The organism is Lentilitoribacter sp. Alg239-R112, assembly GCF_900537175.1.
Lineage (GTDB): Bacteria > Pseudomonadota > Alphaproteobacteria > Rhizobiales > Rhizobiaceae > Lentilitoribacter.
Genome location: NZ_LS999833.1, coordinates 1,926,161 through 1,942,407 on the forward strand (window position 1 = coordinate 1,926,161; position 16,247 = coordinate 1,942,407).

General features: G+C 45.2%; 14 protein-coding genes. 1 reads left to right on the forward strand and 13 read right to left on the reverse strand.

Features of this window, described 5'->3' with window-relative positions:
* Positions 1 to 83 precede the first annotated feature (83 nt).
* The 4 genes from G3W54_RS09600 to G3W54_RS09615 are packed head-to-tail and all read right to left on the reverse strand — an operon-like array spanning position 84 to position 4,248.
* The gene (locus tag G3W54_RS09600; RefSeq protein ID WP_162652842.1) at positions 84 to 1,304 is read right to left on the reverse strand and encodes an extracellular solute-binding protein; all 1,221 of its coding nucleotides are present in this window, start codon (positions 1,302 to 1,304) and stop codon (positions 84 to 86) included.
* A 43-nt stretch (positions 1,305 to 1,347) separates the two neighbouring features.
* Positions 1,348 to 2,202 (reverse strand): carbohydrate ABC transporter permease, encoded by an 855-nt coding sequence (locus G3W54_RS09605; protein WP_162652843.1) that lies wholly within the window; start codon positions 2,200 to 2,202, stop codon positions 1,348 to 1,350.
* A complete protein-coding gene (locus G3W54_RS09610; RefSeq protein WP_162652844.1) occupies positions 2,202 to 3,083 on the reverse strand; it encodes a sugar ABC transporter permease in 882 nt (293 codons plus the stop codon). The genes G3W54_RS09605 and G3W54_RS09610 overlap by 1 nt, the downstream gene beginning before the upstream one ends.
* Before the next feature lie 10 nt (positions 3,084 to 3,093).
* Complete coding sequence (locus G3W54_RS09615) at positions 3,094 to 4,248, reverse strand: Gfo/Idh/MocA family oxidoreductase (protein WP_162652845.1); 1,155 nt, start codon at positions 4,246 to 4,248, stop codon at positions 3,094 to 3,096.
* Between the two features lie 350 nt (positions 4,249 to 4,598).
* Between G3W54_RS09615 and G3W54_RS09620 the strand changes: the two genes are divergently transcribed.
* Positions 4,599 to 5,096 carry a hypothetical protein gene (locus G3W54_RS09620; RefSeq protein ID WP_162652846.1) on the forward strand — a complete coding sequence of 166 codons (498 nt, stop codon included), beginning with the start codon at positions 4,599 to 4,601 and terminating at the stop codon, positions 5,094 to 5,096.
* 25 nt (positions 5,097 to 5,121) lie between these two features.
* Here G3W54_RS09620 and G3W54_RS09625 read toward each other — a convergent pair whose 3' ends face one another.
* The 9 genes from G3W54_RS09625 to G3W54_RS09665 all read right to left on the reverse strand — a co-directional run bounded on the left by G3W54_RS09625 (position 5,122) and on the right by G3W54_RS09665 (position 16,229).
* Positions 5,122 to 5,685 carry a DUF2478 domain-containing protein gene (locus tag G3W54_RS09625; RefSeq protein WP_162652847.1) on the reverse strand — a complete coding sequence of 188 codons (564 nt, stop codon included), beginning with the start codon at positions 5,683 to 5,685 and terminating at the stop codon, positions 5,122 to 5,124.
* Between the two features lie 10 nt (positions 5,686 to 5,695).
* Positions 5,696 to 6,322, reverse strand: a complete 627-nt coding sequence (locus tag G3W54_RS09630; protein WP_162652848.1) for a carbonic anhydrase — start codon at positions 6,320 to 6,322, stop codon at positions 5,696 to 5,698.
* Positions 6,312 to 6,893 carry a hemerythrin domain-containing protein gene (locus G3W54_RS09635; protein WP_162652849.1) on the reverse strand — a complete coding sequence of 194 codons (582 nt, stop codon included), beginning with the start codon at positions 6,891 to 6,893 and terminating at the stop codon, positions 6,312 to 6,314. The genes G3W54_RS09630 and G3W54_RS09635 overlap by 11 nt, the downstream gene beginning before the upstream one ends.
* Positions 6,894 to 6,905: 12 nt before the next feature.
* A complete protein-coding gene (locus tag G3W54_RS09640) occupies positions 6,906 to 7,814 on the reverse strand; it encodes a peptidylprolyl isomerase (protein ID WP_162652850.1) in 909 nt (302 codons plus the stop codon).
* Positions 7,815 to 8,540, reverse strand: a complete 726-nt coding sequence (gene narI, locus G3W54_RS09645; protein ID WP_162652851.1) for a respiratory nitrate reductase subunit gamma — start codon at positions 8,538 to 8,540, stop codon at positions 7,815 to 7,817.
* Between the two features lie 2 nt (positions 8,541 to 8,542).
* A complete protein-coding gene (narJ, locus tag G3W54_RS09650; protein ID WP_162652852.1) occupies positions 8,543 to 9,271 on the reverse strand; it encodes a nitrate reductase molybdenum cofactor assembly chaperone in 729 nt (242 codons plus the stop codon).
* On the reverse strand, positions 9,271 to 10,809 hold the full coding sequence (gene narH / locus G3W54_RS09655; protein ID WP_162652853.1) for a nitrate reductase subunit beta: 1,539 nt from the start codon (positions 10,807 to 10,809) through the stop codon (positions 9,271 to 9,273). The genes narJ and narH overlap by 1 nt, the downstream gene beginning before the upstream one ends.
* On the reverse strand, positions 10,806 to 14,552 hold the full coding sequence (locus G3W54_RS09660) for a nitrate reductase subunit alpha (RefSeq protein ID WP_162652854.1): 3,747 nt from the start codon (positions 14,550 to 14,552) through the stop codon (positions 10,806 to 10,808). Before G3W54_RS09660 ends, narH begins: the two co-directional genes overlap by 4 nt.
* A 69-nt stretch (positions 14,553 to 14,621) precedes the next feature.
* The gene (locus G3W54_RS09665; RefSeq protein WP_162652855.1) at positions 14,622 to 16,229 is read right to left on the reverse strand and encodes an antiporter; all 1,608 of its coding nucleotides are present in this window, start codon (positions 16,227 to 16,229) and stop codon (positions 14,622 to 14,624) included.
* Positions 16,230 to 16,247: the final 18 nt, after the last annotated feature.

Consider the following 16,247-nt stretch of genomic DNA (forward strand, 5'->3'; position numbering starts at 1 on the left):
TTGCCGCCATGATCAATCCGATGACTTGGATTAACTAACAAAAATGGTTGCCGCCGCAATGTGCAGCGACAACCACTATAGACTTACTTGTGCTGTTCAAGATCAGCAGCAGCCTTTTTCAAAGCATCTGCGGGTTCAGCCTGACCAGTAACAACTGACTGGACCATCTCAATCATCACGTTTTGCAAACCGCGATAATCGAAGAAAAGCGGTTCAGGACCACCAAACTCGATGCCATCGAGGAATGGTTTCCAATAAGACTTTTCAGCAACCAGCTCATCAGTACGCGGCTGCAATGGGCGCAACGGCGTCAAACCCTGTGCCATTTCAGCGTCCCACTGACGATCTGGAGAGGTGATATATTTAGCAAGACTGATTGCCTGCTCTTCAACGCCTGTTCCACTGAACACAGCAAGCGAGTCAGTAATCAATAGCGTACCTGGACCCTTAGCGCTTGGTCCAAGCGGCAGCGGAGCTACACCCCAGTTGATATCGGTGCCTTCAAGACGATTCACCGCACCAACCGATGCATGAATCATCCCAAGCTTGCCATCAAGGAAAATGGCGCGCACTTCGTTTTGCTCATAAGCGGTCGGACCTTCCTCAGCATAGGCAGTAATATCACGCAGGGCGGTTAAAGCCTCAAGGTTTTCCTTACTATCGAGAGTAATATTACCATCACCATCAATCACTGAGCCATTGTTTGTATAAGTCCAGTGCAGGAACTGATGCATGGTGTTATCGAATGTCTTGGCAACAACACCAAAACCATCTGCATCTGTATTTTCTTCAATCGCTTTAGCAAATGCGATTTCTTCTTCCCAAGTTTTTGGTGGTGTTTCAGGATCAAGACCAGCTGCCTTGAACAGATCCTTGTTCCAATAAAGAGACTTGGTAGAGAATGCGACTGGAATGCCCCATTGCGTGCCATCAAATGTCACAGTGTCCGGCACATAATTATAATAGCCGGCCTTCTCTTCGTCCGTCATCGGGATCGAAACGATCAGATCATTAGCTGCAAAAGACTTGAGCGTGCGCGAACCAACATAGGCAAGCCCAACCGGACTGCCAGATACGGCAAGCGTTGTTGCTTTATCCTGGCACTGACCCCAGCCAACGAGTTCAACTGCAACTTTATAACCAGGATTAGCTGCTTCCCACTCGGAGATATATTGCTCATAACCTTGCGTTAAAGTATCACCACAATTTATGAAGCTGATTTCTTTGTCCGCGGCATTTGCCAATGACGCAGACGTTAGAAGTGCAAACATTGCACTGCCAAATATTTTTGAGTATTTAGTCATCAAAGTCCTCCCTTGAGATCATCCCATCCAGAGATGAATTGTGCTACTTTACGGCACCGGCGGTTAAACCAGCGACGAGATAGCGTTGCAAAAATATAATTATTATGAACACAGGCGCTATACCAACAAAGCTTGCGGCCATAAGTTCGTTCCATATCACTTCCTGACGACCAAAATAGGCAAATAGTCCGATGGGAAGAGGCATGAACTCGGTTTTGGAGTTAAACGTCAGCGCAAAAATGAATTGCTGAGCATAAGCCCCAATGAAAGTAGTTATGGCGACAACCGCGATACCGGGCATAGCCAAGGGTAAAATAACACGACGCAGTGTGTAAAAGCGACTTGCGCCATCAACCCATGCAGCTTCGTCTAACTCGCGCGGAATACGCATCATGTATGTACGTAAGAGCCAAATTGCGGTTGGGATCAAAAACGCTACGCCTGGTACGATCATCGCAAAATAAGTATTGAGCAGTCCCAATGCCCGCATCAATCTGAATAAGGGAATAAGAAGGACGGCACCCGAAAACATATTAACTGCCAAGAACATACCCAACAATGCACCGCTACCACTAAACGGAAAACGCGCAAATGCGTAAGCTGCGGGCACAACCAAAATCAACACAACAATCGTGCACACACTTGAAATGAAGATACTATTTAAGATGAACCGAAACAGGCCGGGCACTGTTTCCAACATTGAAATATATGCGTCAAATGATCCATTTTCTGGAATGAAACTGTATGGCGAAGAGAAGAGCAACGACAGTGGCTTTAAGGAGACCAAAAAACCTTCAACAAACGGCGCTAAAATAAATGCCAGAAACAGGAATATCCCGGCATAAATTGCAATAAGCTCAATCCAACTATACCTGTCAATCATAGGTTTGGTGCTCATTATTTGTCTCCTGCCCCAATTTTGCTAACGACACGAAAGTAAGCGAAAGAAAAGATCGATAAGAAAATACATATCATCACTGCTCGTGCAGCACCCTCACCATATTTAAAGGAGCCAATCGCTGTGTGGTATGTGTCAATAATCATCGTTGTCGTCGAGCCTGATGGTCCACCGCGCGTCAGAATCCAGATGATATCGAATGAATTAAAAGTAAATATCAGAGAGATCATCGACATGGTGATGATTGCTGGCAACATCATAGGTAGTGTGATGCGCCGGAAGCGATAAAACCGCCCCGCTCCATCAGTCCATGCGGCTTCATAAAGGTCACGTGGAATAGACTGCATAGCCGCAAGGAAATAGATAGTTACAAGCGGTACACCAATCCATACATCGGTAATGATTGTCGCCCAGAATGCAGAATTTCCGTAGGCAAGGAAAGCAACTGGTCCGTCGACCAAACCAAAGTTCTGCAGAAGACCAGAGATCATGCCAAACTGACCGTTATACATCCAACCCCACATAAAAATACCAATAGCCATCGGCACAATCCACGGCGGCATCGTCAGCAATCTAAAGAGAGCTCGGCCAGGCACGGCAGCGTTCAACAAAACGGCACCACATGTGCCAATCGTCATTTTAAGCAGGACTGAGAAGAACGTCCAAACAAAGGTTCGAACAATAACTTCATCAAAATTTGCTTTGAAAATCTTCTGATAATTTGCCCACCCAACAAAATCATATGTCTTGCGTAGTGAGGCGTTCGTAAAAGACAGATTAATCGTATCAACAAGTGGATAAGCAACAATACCAAGAATATACAATACCGCGGGTGCAAGTAACACTATCGCAAACATTGTACCGCCACGCGTATTATTCATCTTATTCTCCTCAGCTTGCCTTGCCAAGAGCAGCATCAAATTGCTGCCATATCGGGCTCATATCTATAACACTATTTGTTCGGCGAGCCTCATCCATTGTCAAGGCCAAAAGACCCGCCTCCAGAGCATCAGTTACGGAAACTGGAAGCGGTTGCCCGTCATTCATATGATTTAATATATCTTCTGCCATCTGCTCGTCAGCGCCATAATGTTGCGATAAACCAGATACATCATAGGATTTATCCACCAGTCTATCTGAGGTACGAGAATCTGTAATACGCAGAAAATTACGAATGAAATCGCCTTCCGCCATTCCCTTGGCGCCCATAACGGCAAATCGACGAAAATCATCCGGCACGTTCAGATTGGTATGAAAACTAAGTGCCGCACCGTTTTCGTACTGAACCATGGCAGTTTGAAAGTCGATAATATCACCATCGCTATCAAACACCTTGTCGCTTCCCATCCAGCCGCTTGGCTTACGATGGTAGACTTCCATATCATTCGCACCATCAACAGCGGGCGCATTTTTCGGGACAAAAGTGCGACGTCCTCCGAAGCTTGACACATAACGCGGACGACACCCCATCACACCGTTATAAAGATCCAGATCGTGGCAACATTTTTCCAACATAAAGCTGCCAGAATAGCGCTCATAACGACGCCAATCACGTATAAAAAATGCACCATGATACGGTGGGATATGCTCTGATGCTTCAATGGATGTCACATCTCCAATTGAACCATCAGCTTGAGCTTGTAAGAAATCAATATAAAGGGGCGCATAACGCAAAACCAGACCGACCATAAGATTGTCAGATCCGTATTGCGCAACCAGTTTGGCAACCTCCATTGTTTCTTCAACAGAGATCACGACAGGTTTTTCAGTAAATATTTTTTTACCGCGCTCAAGACCAATACGAATATGTTCTAAATGCATATGGTTTGGCGAACCAACCATCAACAGGTCGATTTCTTCACTATCAAGCATCTGCTCAAGCGTTGTATATTGAGTGCCCATACAAACCCCATGCTCTTGCGCATAGGGCAAGCCTGCAGGATGAGGATCAACATAAGCGACAAAGGATAAATCGGGTTTAGCTACCGAAAATATGTGAGACAAATATCCAATTCTGTACCCAAGCCCCACAACACCAATCTTCACGAGCTCCTCCACAAGCAATTGACTATTAGTCTCAATATGTAACTAAATTCAATAAATTATGTAAGTTAATTTCAATATACATACAAAATAACTGAATTAATGTAACTTACTTTCAATGTTACGCTTGACATAGCAATGATGTCAACACCAGAATAAGTTAAGTACAGCTTCAAATTACATTATGATTTTCACAATTGGTATTTTCATGCGTTTCGGTGATTTGTTCTCTGCCAATTCACAAAAGATGACAAACAGATGACACAATTATGAAAACCCAAGATCTAAACATTCGACCGCGATCAAGGGTTTTCAATATTGAGTTCTTTCAAAAACAAACTCAGGAGCTACAATTGTCGAGCCAAGTAAACCCATTTCATAACAACGCAGAGAAAAGCCAAATATGGAATATGCTTGTTAAGCGTGACATAGTGGCGTTCGTCACCCAAGACTGGAACATGGTCGCTTGTGACTTTATACAGGAAGGTTTTCTGGGCATTGATGCGAAAGGCTCAAACAATCCTGATAATTGGGCAATCAATTTTGCCACTCTTGCGATCTATCGAGACGAATGGCTCCGACAAGCTGCTGAAAGTGCTAAGACCGAATATACAGAAGACCGGACAGACGGTATTTTTCGTGCCACAACTTTAGAGCAAATTGATATTAATGGAAATTCTGCTGTCGCGCACAAAAAATTTGACGGCTCGATACAGCGCACTGATGGCGGTACAGATATCTTGCATTGGCAAACACTCTATTTTTGTCGCAAAGAGGACAGCATCTGGAAGATCACAGGATTTATTGGTTATCTACCGCTCAACATGGGTGGATCGGCATTGTCAGATTAACTGAAATCAGATGATAAAAATTGAACTAGCGCGCAGTTGAAACATGCTTATTAGCCTCAGCAATCGTTGTTCGTAGAATACCACCGTACCAGTCCAATACATTATCGCAATCGGATGGCAACTCACAGCCAAGCTCATCACTGAATAATTTCCAGTCGGGATAATGCTCTTCTTTTACCGCAGTTAAAACTGGGATCCCCATTGAAATAGCCTTACCTATCACATCACGGAAACCACCGCCTTCTGCTTCGCTCCGACCAAATCTGTTGACAATCAGAAGGTCCGGAATAAGGTCTAAGTCTCGCATTGCAATATCACTGAGTTTTAACAGCATTGAATTATCAAGCTTACATCCCCTTGCTCCATTGCCTAAATCCTGTGAGATTTTTATCTGATCACCGTTCATCAAATTCTCAAGATAAGTATCGCATTTACACCTGTCGGGAAGCATAATTTCCTTCTGCAAATGACCTTGCACACTAAGCTTATTTGACTGCAAACGATCAACCACGCACTGCAACAAAATATTGATATCTACGCCACCATTTAGACGTATAGCCGCAAAAATTTTATCTGACCGCTGTGTCATACTACTTCTTTCAATATAACGTTTTGTTGTTAGGAATTTCACATGTTTGCCCACTGCAACCACAATTCAGATCATGGATGAGGCCATTGCTGAGACCGTAAACCCAACCATGAATTTCAATTTTTTTGCCCCGTTGCCATGCAGACTGGATAATCGGCGTTCGAGAAAGACTTTTAACCTGTGCCTCAATAGATAATTCACACAACCGATCCAGACGAGACTCAGTTTCTTCAATGGCCTCTAACTCTTGATGATATTGATCAGCCACATCGCGAACCGGTTGAATCCAGTGATCGACAACACCATGCTGAACACCATCCATGGCAGCCTTAACACCGCCACATCCGTAATGACCACAAACAATGATGTGTTTGATATCAAGCGCTTCCACCGCGAATTCCAGCACGGACAGAAGATTAAGGTCACCTCGATGCACCAAGTTGGCGACATTGCGATGAACAAACACCTCACCGGGCTCTAAACCGGTTATCACATTGGCTGGCACGCGGCTATCTGAGCATCCTATCCATAAATATTCCGGGTGTTGCAGTGCGGACAATCGTTTGAAATATTCAGGGTCTTGCTCACGCTTACCACTTGCCCATTTTACGTTTGTTTCAAGTAGGTCAGTTAACATCACTTGCCTCCGGATAATCTAAGCCTCGGCGCGTTGCCATTTCTTGACCCATTTGGCTTAAATCATCGGATGTAAACCTAACTTTCGCCAAAGGCATTACAATCGCGTTCTCCAAAATGAGGTGGTGCCGTTCATTAGATGTAAATCGATGGGCCATCTCGTTCACCTCAAAGGAAATCGGATAACTGCTCGTGCCATCAAGCAGATACTCAAGCTCACGAAGTATCTGTTTTGCGTCGATATGATCAGACTTATGCTCTTCACTGAGCTGATCCAATATTTCATCAATCTGATCATCAGGCTCCGCTCGCTTGCGTAAAATAGGGAACAGATTTTCTTCCTCATCCGCTATATGATATTTCAAATCATCCTTGAGGAACCGATAGACCGCATGTGTAAGTTCCGGATCCAGTATGTCCGCATCAAAAATTTGATCAAGCACACTACATAAAACACGCTGCCGAAAATGATCGGCAAAAACATAATCCAGTGGATGGCGAAGCAAATGAGTTGGCGGAGCATCATTAAGCGCCTCCAATGCCATTTGCCTCGCTTCATCCTGCTTTTTCATGTCCTTCTACTCCTATTGAACCAACGGACTATCCGCACTAGAAAGGGAAACTCCGGTCACTTTGGATTTTCCTGCAAGAATTGCAATATATTGCGCAACAGCCTTCGACCAACTCGCGGCTTCCAGCCATGCTTTCAAACGCACCTGCATTGCTTCAAATGGTAAAACCTCACCTGGTGTTTTTCGATCAAGTGCGACGATGTGGAATCCAAAACGGCTCTCAATGGGTGATTTTGATATCGAACCGACATCCATAATATCAATCGCTTTCTCAAATTCTGATACAGTTGACCCTTTCGTTAGCTGACCCAAATTTCCACCCTGCTTTGATGATGGACAGGCAGAAAACTCTTTAGCTAAGTCGCCAAAATTTTCGGGTTTATCTTCTAAAATGGAAATCAGTTCATCTGCTTTAGCCCGCGCTGTTTCCCGCACGCCCTTATCATCTGGAGCCGCCGGAATTAGGATGTGACGTGCCTCGGAAATTGTTTCCGACATGCAACGCTGCGGGTTTTGTTCATAATACCGCCGACATTCGTCTTCGCTTGCGTAAGGAACATCGACCTCAGCTTCAATTAGCACTCGGATCGCTGCATCCTGCTCAGTTTCCATGCGATTATTCTCATCAAGAATAGGCTTGAAATCAAGGTTTTGAGTTTTGGCTTCCTGCCACAACAACTCTCGAATAACCAAAGCGCGTGCGGCTTCCAGCAGCGCCTCACCCGGGTTTGTGGCCGAGTGATTTTGTGCTTCTGCTAGTATGTCAGCCTCTTTGATTTCGACACCATTGACAGTTACTTCATTTAGAACGGGCTTGGCTTTTGGAGGGATTTTGGTGTCTGGTTCTTTATATGTGGAATAACCGTCACCGACTAACCCTACAGCCGAACCGTCAGTCTTTGTATTGATAACGGTTGCCATTTAATTCGCCTCCATTTTAGATTTTGCAGACGAATTACGAGAGTTCCGCTCACGAACCACCTGATAGCCTGGTCTCCAAAAATATCGAACTGGAACTGAGAGCATGTGAACAAGCCGAGTAAATGGGAAAATCAACAAAATCGTTAGTCCTAAAACCAAATGCAATTTGAAGAAGATCGATGCATCAATCACATAGTTGGATGCTGAAAAATCAAACGTGAATATACCTTGCGCCCATGACATAAATTTCACCATCTCATGTCCATCAAGATGCTGCATCGAAATAGGAATTGTGGCCAATCCCAACAATAACTGCAGCCAAAGCAAGATAATGATTAAGGTATCTGACGTGCTTGAGTTAGCGCGCACCCTTGCATCAAATAATCTGCGGTGCACCAGCATGGTTGCACCAATGATAGCCATAACACCGGCTATACCTCCGGCGATAATAGCGAGGAGCTGTTTTGCACCATGACTAATACCGAGAGCATCAAATATCTGTATTGGTGTCAGCAGACCAACCAAATGACCAAAAAAGATTACGATCACGCCAACGTGAAATAATACCGATCCCCAAACCAGCTGTTTACGCCGTAGCAATTGTGAAGATCCGGCTCGCCACGAATACGGCTCATGATCATAACGCATTATGCTACCCAGAATGAGCACAACGAGTGCGATATAAGGATAAATTCCAAAAAGTAGTGTGTTGAGATATTCAGACATAATTACACCTCCTGCATGGGGTGAGAGCGAGCAGATTGTGGATCAACTGGCTTGCGCTTAGACGCACGCATTTGCGTACGCATACGATCAGGCCCACAGGCCTCTTCACCCGCATTGCCACCGAACGTGACGGCTTCCTCTTCCCAAATCTGGTCCATAGCTTCTAAATCATCCGGATCGTCTTCTGGATTACTCAAGATTTCTGCAACCAGCTTTTCATCCGGTTTTTGCTCGGATACATCCTGCAAAATGTCGAAAATTCCTGCATAAATCGATTTGCGTTTTTTTAATCGCTCACTCAGAACTGCATAGATATGAGAAGTTTGCCCTAACAAATCTTCAATCTCGACATCGGATCGCGTGGATACAAATTCAAGGAAAAGCGGTAGGTAATCCGGCAACTCCTTGGTGTCGATTTCAAACCCGTTGTCTTCATACATTGTCATAAGGTCAACCATGGCTTGACCCCGATCGCGGCTCTCACCGTGAACATGTTCAAACAAGTGAAGAGATACGGTTCTTGTACGATCAAATAAATGAACGTAACGCTCTTGGGCTTCATAGAGATCAAGGCCAGCAATATCTTCGATAAGTTCAACGAGATATTTTTTTTGTTCTGGCTTTAAACCCTGATCATCTCGTACAGCAGAAGCAAGTTCACCGGCCTCTTTTTGTATATCGCGACTAGGATATGTGAGCAGTAATGAGATAATTTTAAGTGTCGTATTCATTACACTTTCTCCTTGAATAAATCATTAGGTGTATGAACCGTTTTAGGGCGGTTCGAACCAAACAAGTCGGCATCCGATGACCCACCAGAACAGCCATTGCCGAAGGAGAAACCACAAGAACCGCGTACGTCGTAAGCATCCTCACTAATTTCACGATGGCTGGTTGGCACTACAAAACGATCTTCATAATTTGCAATCGCCATGATTTGATACATGTCTTCGATCAATTTGGAATCAAGACCAACTCTCTTGGCAATCTGTTCATCGATAACACCATCAACGGTTTTTGCACGCATGTAAGACCGCATTGCCATCATCCGCTCAAGAGCGTTGATCACAGGCTCTTCTTTACCCGCAGTCAGTAAATTCGCCAGATATTTAACCGGGATGCGAAGAGAACGCACATCTGGCATTCCACCCTCTGTTCCAATCTTACCTGCCTCCGCAGCATTTTGAACCGGAGACAATGGCGGCACATACCAAACCATCGGCAATGTGCGATATTCCGGGTGAAGTGGGAATGCCACCTTCCAATCAATTGCCATCTTATAAACTGGTGATTTTTTAGCAGCCTCAAGCCACGCATCAGGGATACCGTCTTTACGGGCCTGCTCGATGACTTTCGGATCATTCGGATCTAGGAATATCTCCAGTTGTTTTTCATATAGATCCTGCTCATTTGCCGTCGAAGCCATTTCTTCAATGCGATCTGCATCATATAAAATAACACCAAGATATCGGATTCGACCTACACATGTTTCAGAGCAAACAGTCGGTTGACCTGATTCAATGCGCGGATAACAGAATGTACATTTCTCAGATTTACCAGATGACCAGTTATAGTAGATTTTTTTGTATGGACATCCAGAAACGCACATGCGCCAACCACGACATTTTTCCTGATCGATAAGAACAATGCCATCATCATCACGTTTATAGATAGCACCTGATGGACAAGCCGCCACGCAGGTTGGATTAAGACAATGCTCACAAAGACGCGGCAAATACATCATAAATGTATTTTCAAACTCACCGTAAATTTCTTTTTGAACACCTTCAAAATTGTAATCAACTGACCGTTTTGAAAATTCCCCACCGAGAATTTCTTCCCAGTTCGGACCCCATTCTATTTTCTCCATACGCTCACCACTGATGAGCGAACGTGGACGTGCAGTTGGTGTGGCTTCTACTTCCTTTGCAGTTTGCAAATGACCATAGTCAAAATCAAACGGCTCATAATAATCGTCAATTTCCGGCAAATCCGGATTGGCAAAAATCTTTGACAAGATGCGCCATTTTGCTCCCATTTTCGGTTGGATTTTACCGTTTTTATTGCGTGTCCAACCGCCATTCCATTTCTTTTGATTTTCCCAATCTTTTGGAAAACCAACACCAGGTTTAGTTTCAACATTGTTGAACCAGGCATATTCAACGCCTTCGCGATTGGTCCAAACGTTTTTACAGGTAACAGAACATGTATGACATCCGATACATTTGTCTAAGTTCAGCACCATACCTATTTGCGCACGAATTTTCATACTTTTGCCTCCTGCTTGCCTTTGTATGGGCCTTCCATCCAATCCACCTTCTCCATTTTATGAACGACGACAAACTCATCTCTGTTAGAGCCCACGGTGCCGTAGTAGTTGAAACCATATGAGAGTTGAGCATAGCCACCAATCATGTGTGTTGGTTTGGTGATGGCACGCGTTACCGAATTGTGAATCCCGCCGCGATTACCCGTGACTTGAGACCCGGGGGTGTTCACGATCTTCTCCTGTGCGTGATACATGAAAATCGTACCCTCCTTCATTCGTTGAGACACAACCGCTCTTGCAACAATTGCACCATTTGAGTTGAACACCTCGACCCAGTCATTATCGACGAGATCAGCTTTGGCAGCATCCACCTCAGACAACCAAACAACAGGTCCACCGCGGTTTAGGGTGAGCATCATCAAGTTATCTGAATAGGTTGAATGGATGCCCCACTTCTGGTGTGGCGTGATAAAGTTGAGCACAATCTGCGGCGCACCATTAGATTTTGCCTCAATCACCGGATTGATGGTTTTAGTATCAATTGGCGGACGATACACACAGAAGCCTTCGCCAAATGCCCGCATCCATAAATGATCTTGGTAAAGTTGCTGACGTCCTGACACAGTTCGCCACGGTATCAGCTCGTGCACATTGGTGTAGCAGGCATTGTAACAAACTTTTTCAGATTCAAGACCTGACCAGGTTGGTGAAGAAATAATCTTGCGCGGCTGGGCGACGATATCTCTAAAGCGGATTTTTTCATCTTCTTTAGGCAGCGCCAGATGCGTATGATCAAGCCCTGTTTTCTTCGATAGTGCTTCCCACGCCTTAACGGCAACTTCACCATTGGTTTCAGGTGCAAGAGATAAAACTACCTCAGTAGCTTCGATGTCCGTTTCGATCTTGGGCATGCCCTTTGTCACGCCTTCTTCGGTTACAACGCCATTCAAGTTTCCAAGTAGCTCAACCTCATGTTCTGTATTCCACGCGATGCCTTTACCACCATTTCCGAGCTTATCCATTAAAGGACCAAGAGCCGTAAATCGCTTGTAAAGGTTAGGATAATCCCGTTCAACAACCACGAAATTCGGCATCGTCAAACCAGGAACAGCCTCAGTTTCTCCCTTCTTCCAGTCTTTTACGTCAAGTGGCTGAGCAAGTTCACCCGGTGTATCGTGGAGTGTTGGAACAAGTACAACATCTTTCTCGACACCCAAAACCTCCGGTGCAACTTCAGAGAATTTCTCTGCAATGCCTTTAAAGATATCCCAGTCCGTCCGAGACTCCCATGCAGGGTCCGCAGCACTTGTTAGCGGGTGGATGAACGGATGCATATCCGATGTATTCAGATCATTTTTCTCGTACCAGGTTGCGGTTGGTAAAACGATATCTGAGTAAACGCAGGTCGTTGACATTCTAAAATCAAGCGTCACAAGAAGGTCAAGTTTACCTTCTGGCGCCTCATCATGCCATTTGGCCTCTTGAGCTCGTTCACGACCTTCTTCGCCCAAATCTTTACCCAGCACACCATGAGATGTTCCTAGCAGATGTTTGAGGAAATATTCATGCCCCTTACCAGAAGAACCAAGAAGGTTAGAACGCCACACGAACAAGTTTCGTGGCCAGTTAGCTTCATCATCAGGGTCTTCGCAGGACATTTCCAGCTTGCCTGCTTTTAGCTGATCAACAATATAATCCTTTGGTTCCTTCTTCGACTTCGCGGCAGCAGCTGCGACATCCAGAGGGTTTGTTTTCAACTGTGGTGCTGATGGTAGCCACCCCATTCGTTCAGCACGAATATTGTAGTCAATCAGCGTTCCACCCCAATCCCCGTCAGGTGCAGTTGGCGACATAATCTCATTGACTTTCAACGTTTCATATCGCCACTGATCTGTGTGCGCATAGAAGAATGAAGTTGAGTTCATATGGCGCGGTGGGCGGTTCCAATCCAGACCAAAGGCGAGCGGCAACCAGCCCGTTTGCGGGCGGAGCTTCTCCTGACCAACATAGTGGCTCCAGCCACCGCCGGATTGACCAATACAGCCGCACATGATCAACATATTCATGATACCGCGATAGTTCATATCCATGTGGTACCAATGGTTTAGACCTGCGCCCAAAATGACCATTGAACGGCCATTTGTTTTCTCTGCATTGGTGGCAAATTCACGAGCGACAGTAATAATATTCTCACGCGGAACACCTGTAACTTTTTCAGCCCATGCTGGTGTGTATGGCAAATCTTCGTCGTAAGATTTTGCGGAATTTGCATCATTCAAGCCACGGTCGAGACCATAGTTTGCGATGAACAAATCAAAGACCGTTGCAACAAGCGCTTCACCATCAGCGAGTTGAACTTTTTTGGTTGGAACACTTCTTACCAATACACTTTCATGATCAGTACCTTCAAAATGGTCATGTTCGCGATTACCAAAATAGGGGAATGCAACAGGTGTAATCGCATCATGGTTCTCATCTAAAATGAGACTCATTTCCAGCTCTACATCTTTGCCTTTGCCATCCTTTTGTTGAAGGTTCCATTTGCCTTCCTCACCCCAACGGTAGCCTATGGAACCTAAAGGCGCCACTAGCTTGCCAGTTTTGGAATCAATACCAACAGTTTTCCATTCAGGATTATTTTTCTCACCTAGCTTGCCTTTAATGTCAGACGCACGGATTTGATTACCAGGAATAAACTGACCGTCTTTTTCTTCCAAACGAACAAGCATCGGCATATCGGTATAACGACGGCAATAATCTTCAAAATATTCTGCCTGTCGGTCCAAATGATATTCACGCAAAATGACATGACCAATAGCCATAGCAAGCGCTGCATCCGTGCCCTGTTTAGGATGAAGCCACATATCAGAGAATTTAGCAGCCTCAGAATAATCCGGTGACACAACAACAGATTTTGTGCCTTTATACCGAACCTCGGTGTAAAAATGCGCATCCGGTGTTCGTGTTTGGGGAACATTGGATCCCCAAAGCATCAAGTAACCTGCATTATACCAATCAGCAGATTCCGGAACGTCAGTTTGTTCACCCCATGTCATGGGCGATGATGGCGGCAGATCACAATACCAATCATAAAAGGACATGCATACGCCACCAAGAAGTGACAGATATCTTGAACCAGCCGCATAAGAAACCATCGACATGGCAGGAATTGGTGAGAAACCAATCACCCGGTCGGGGCCATATTTCTTTGCAGTGTACGCGTTCGCTGCTGCAATAATTTCATTGACTTCGTCCCACGTCGCGCGCACAAAACCACCGTGGCCGCGAACTTGAATATAGTCTTGCCGCTTTTCAGGATTGCTTTGAATAGCCTCCCATGCCGCGACAGGCGTTTTTAACACCCGCTCATTGCGCCATTGTTTAATCAAGCGCGAACGAATGAGAGGATATTTCACCCTATTGGCTGAGTACATGTACCATGAATAACTTGCACCCCGGGCGCACCCGCGCGGCTCGTGATTTGGCAAATCCGGCCGTGTACGAGGGTAATCTGTTTGCTGGGTTTCCCAGGTCACAATGCCACCTTTTACATAGATCTTCCAAGAGCAAGAACCCGTGCAGTTCACACCATGTGTTGATCTTACAATCTTGTCGTGTTGCCAGCGTTTTCGATAGGCTTCCTCCCAATCGCGGTTCTCGTTTGTTGTCACACCGTGACCATCTGAAAAAGTGCCAGTATTCTTGGCTTTCAGAAAATTCAATCTATCTAATAAAAGGCTCATGGTAATTTCCTTGTTGAAGATCACTCCATCCGGCGGGTCCTAAAACCCGCCAGTGGATCTTTATTATTCTTATGGATTTTGAACGTAGGCGTTCTTGCGAAGATAGAACCACCAGTTAATCACGATGCAGATGGTGTAGAAGATCGCAAAGCCATAGAGGGCTATCTCAGGTGTGGCTGCCTTGATCTGCTCACCCAACACTTGGGGGATAATGAAGGCGCCATAGGCCGCTACCGCTGATGTCCAGCCAAGAACAGGCCCAGCTTGTTCTCTATTAAACACCACGGCAATCGTACGGAATGTTGAACCATTTCCGATACCAGTTGCAGCAAACAACACAAGGAACAACAACAAGAACGGAACGAAGTATTGTTCCGGTGTAGCTGATGCGTAAGCCTGCTGCATGTAATAGGCAACACCTAGTGCACTTGCGACCATGATAACTGAAATAATTTGCGTAACCTTTGCGCCACCCATCTTATCCGAAATCATACCGCCTAGAGGGCGAATGAGCGCGCCGATGAATGGTCCCATCCATGCATAGGTAAGAGCGCTTGGGCCAGCAAGATTAACCGTGTCATGGGTCAAAACTCCATCGACCATGATGTGCTGAAAACCAAAGATAACTTTAATCGCCAGTGCAAATGCGGCAGAGAAACCGATGAATGAACCAAAGGTCATTGTGTAAATGATGGTCATCGCCCATGTGTGTTTGTTGCCAAAAATTTTATATTGACGATTAAGGTTCTGCCCAACTGCACCAGGTATGATCTTTAGCAGCAATACCGTCAGCGCAATAACAAGCGGAAGTACGATCCATTTACTGATCATGAAGCCAGATCCGCCAACACCTGCTGGCAACATAAGCCATAGCCCGCACGCAGCTGTGAAGAAGCCGATGATCAACATGAAAGTGATGATAGCAAATGCGCTTATTGGACTATTTGCATCAGGAGAAACATGCTCATCGCGAATATTGTTCATTCCAAACCAGCCTGCAAAAGCAAGCGGGATTAGAAACACAAGCCAGATCCAACCCGCATTATGGATGTAAGTTTCAGCACCAGCTGGAATTTTGCCGATAAGTGTACCACTTGCGTTTTGAAGCGTAAGAGACTCACCACCGAAAATGCCCATTGTCATGGCAAGAGGAATAAGGATCTGCATGGTTGTCACACCAAAATTACCCAGACCCGCATTCATACCCAATGAATAGCCTTGCATCTTCTTCGGAAAGAAAAAGCTGATATTAGACATGGAAGAAGCAAAGTTACCTCCGCCAATACCTGATAAAAAAGCCAGAATTTGAAATTGCCATAAAGGTGTATTTGGATCTTGTAGCGCAAAACCCGCCCCTGCTGCTGGTATCATCAGTAAAGCAGTTGTGAAGAAGATCGTATAACGACCACCTGCGATGCGAATGAAAAACGTACTCGGAATGCGAAGCGTAGCACCTGTCAGGCCCGCAATAGCAGCAAGTGTAAACAGTTGCGATTTTTCAAACGGGAAACCCAGATTTAACATCTGAACCGTTATGATGCCCCAATATAACCATACGGCAAATCCGCATAAGAGGCTCGGAATGGATATCCAAAGGTTACGATTTGCAATCGCCTTTCCTTCAGCTTTCCAGAATTTTTCGTCTTCTGGGTTCCAATTTCTAAGATCCTGTCCCACTCTTTTCTCCAATTCATG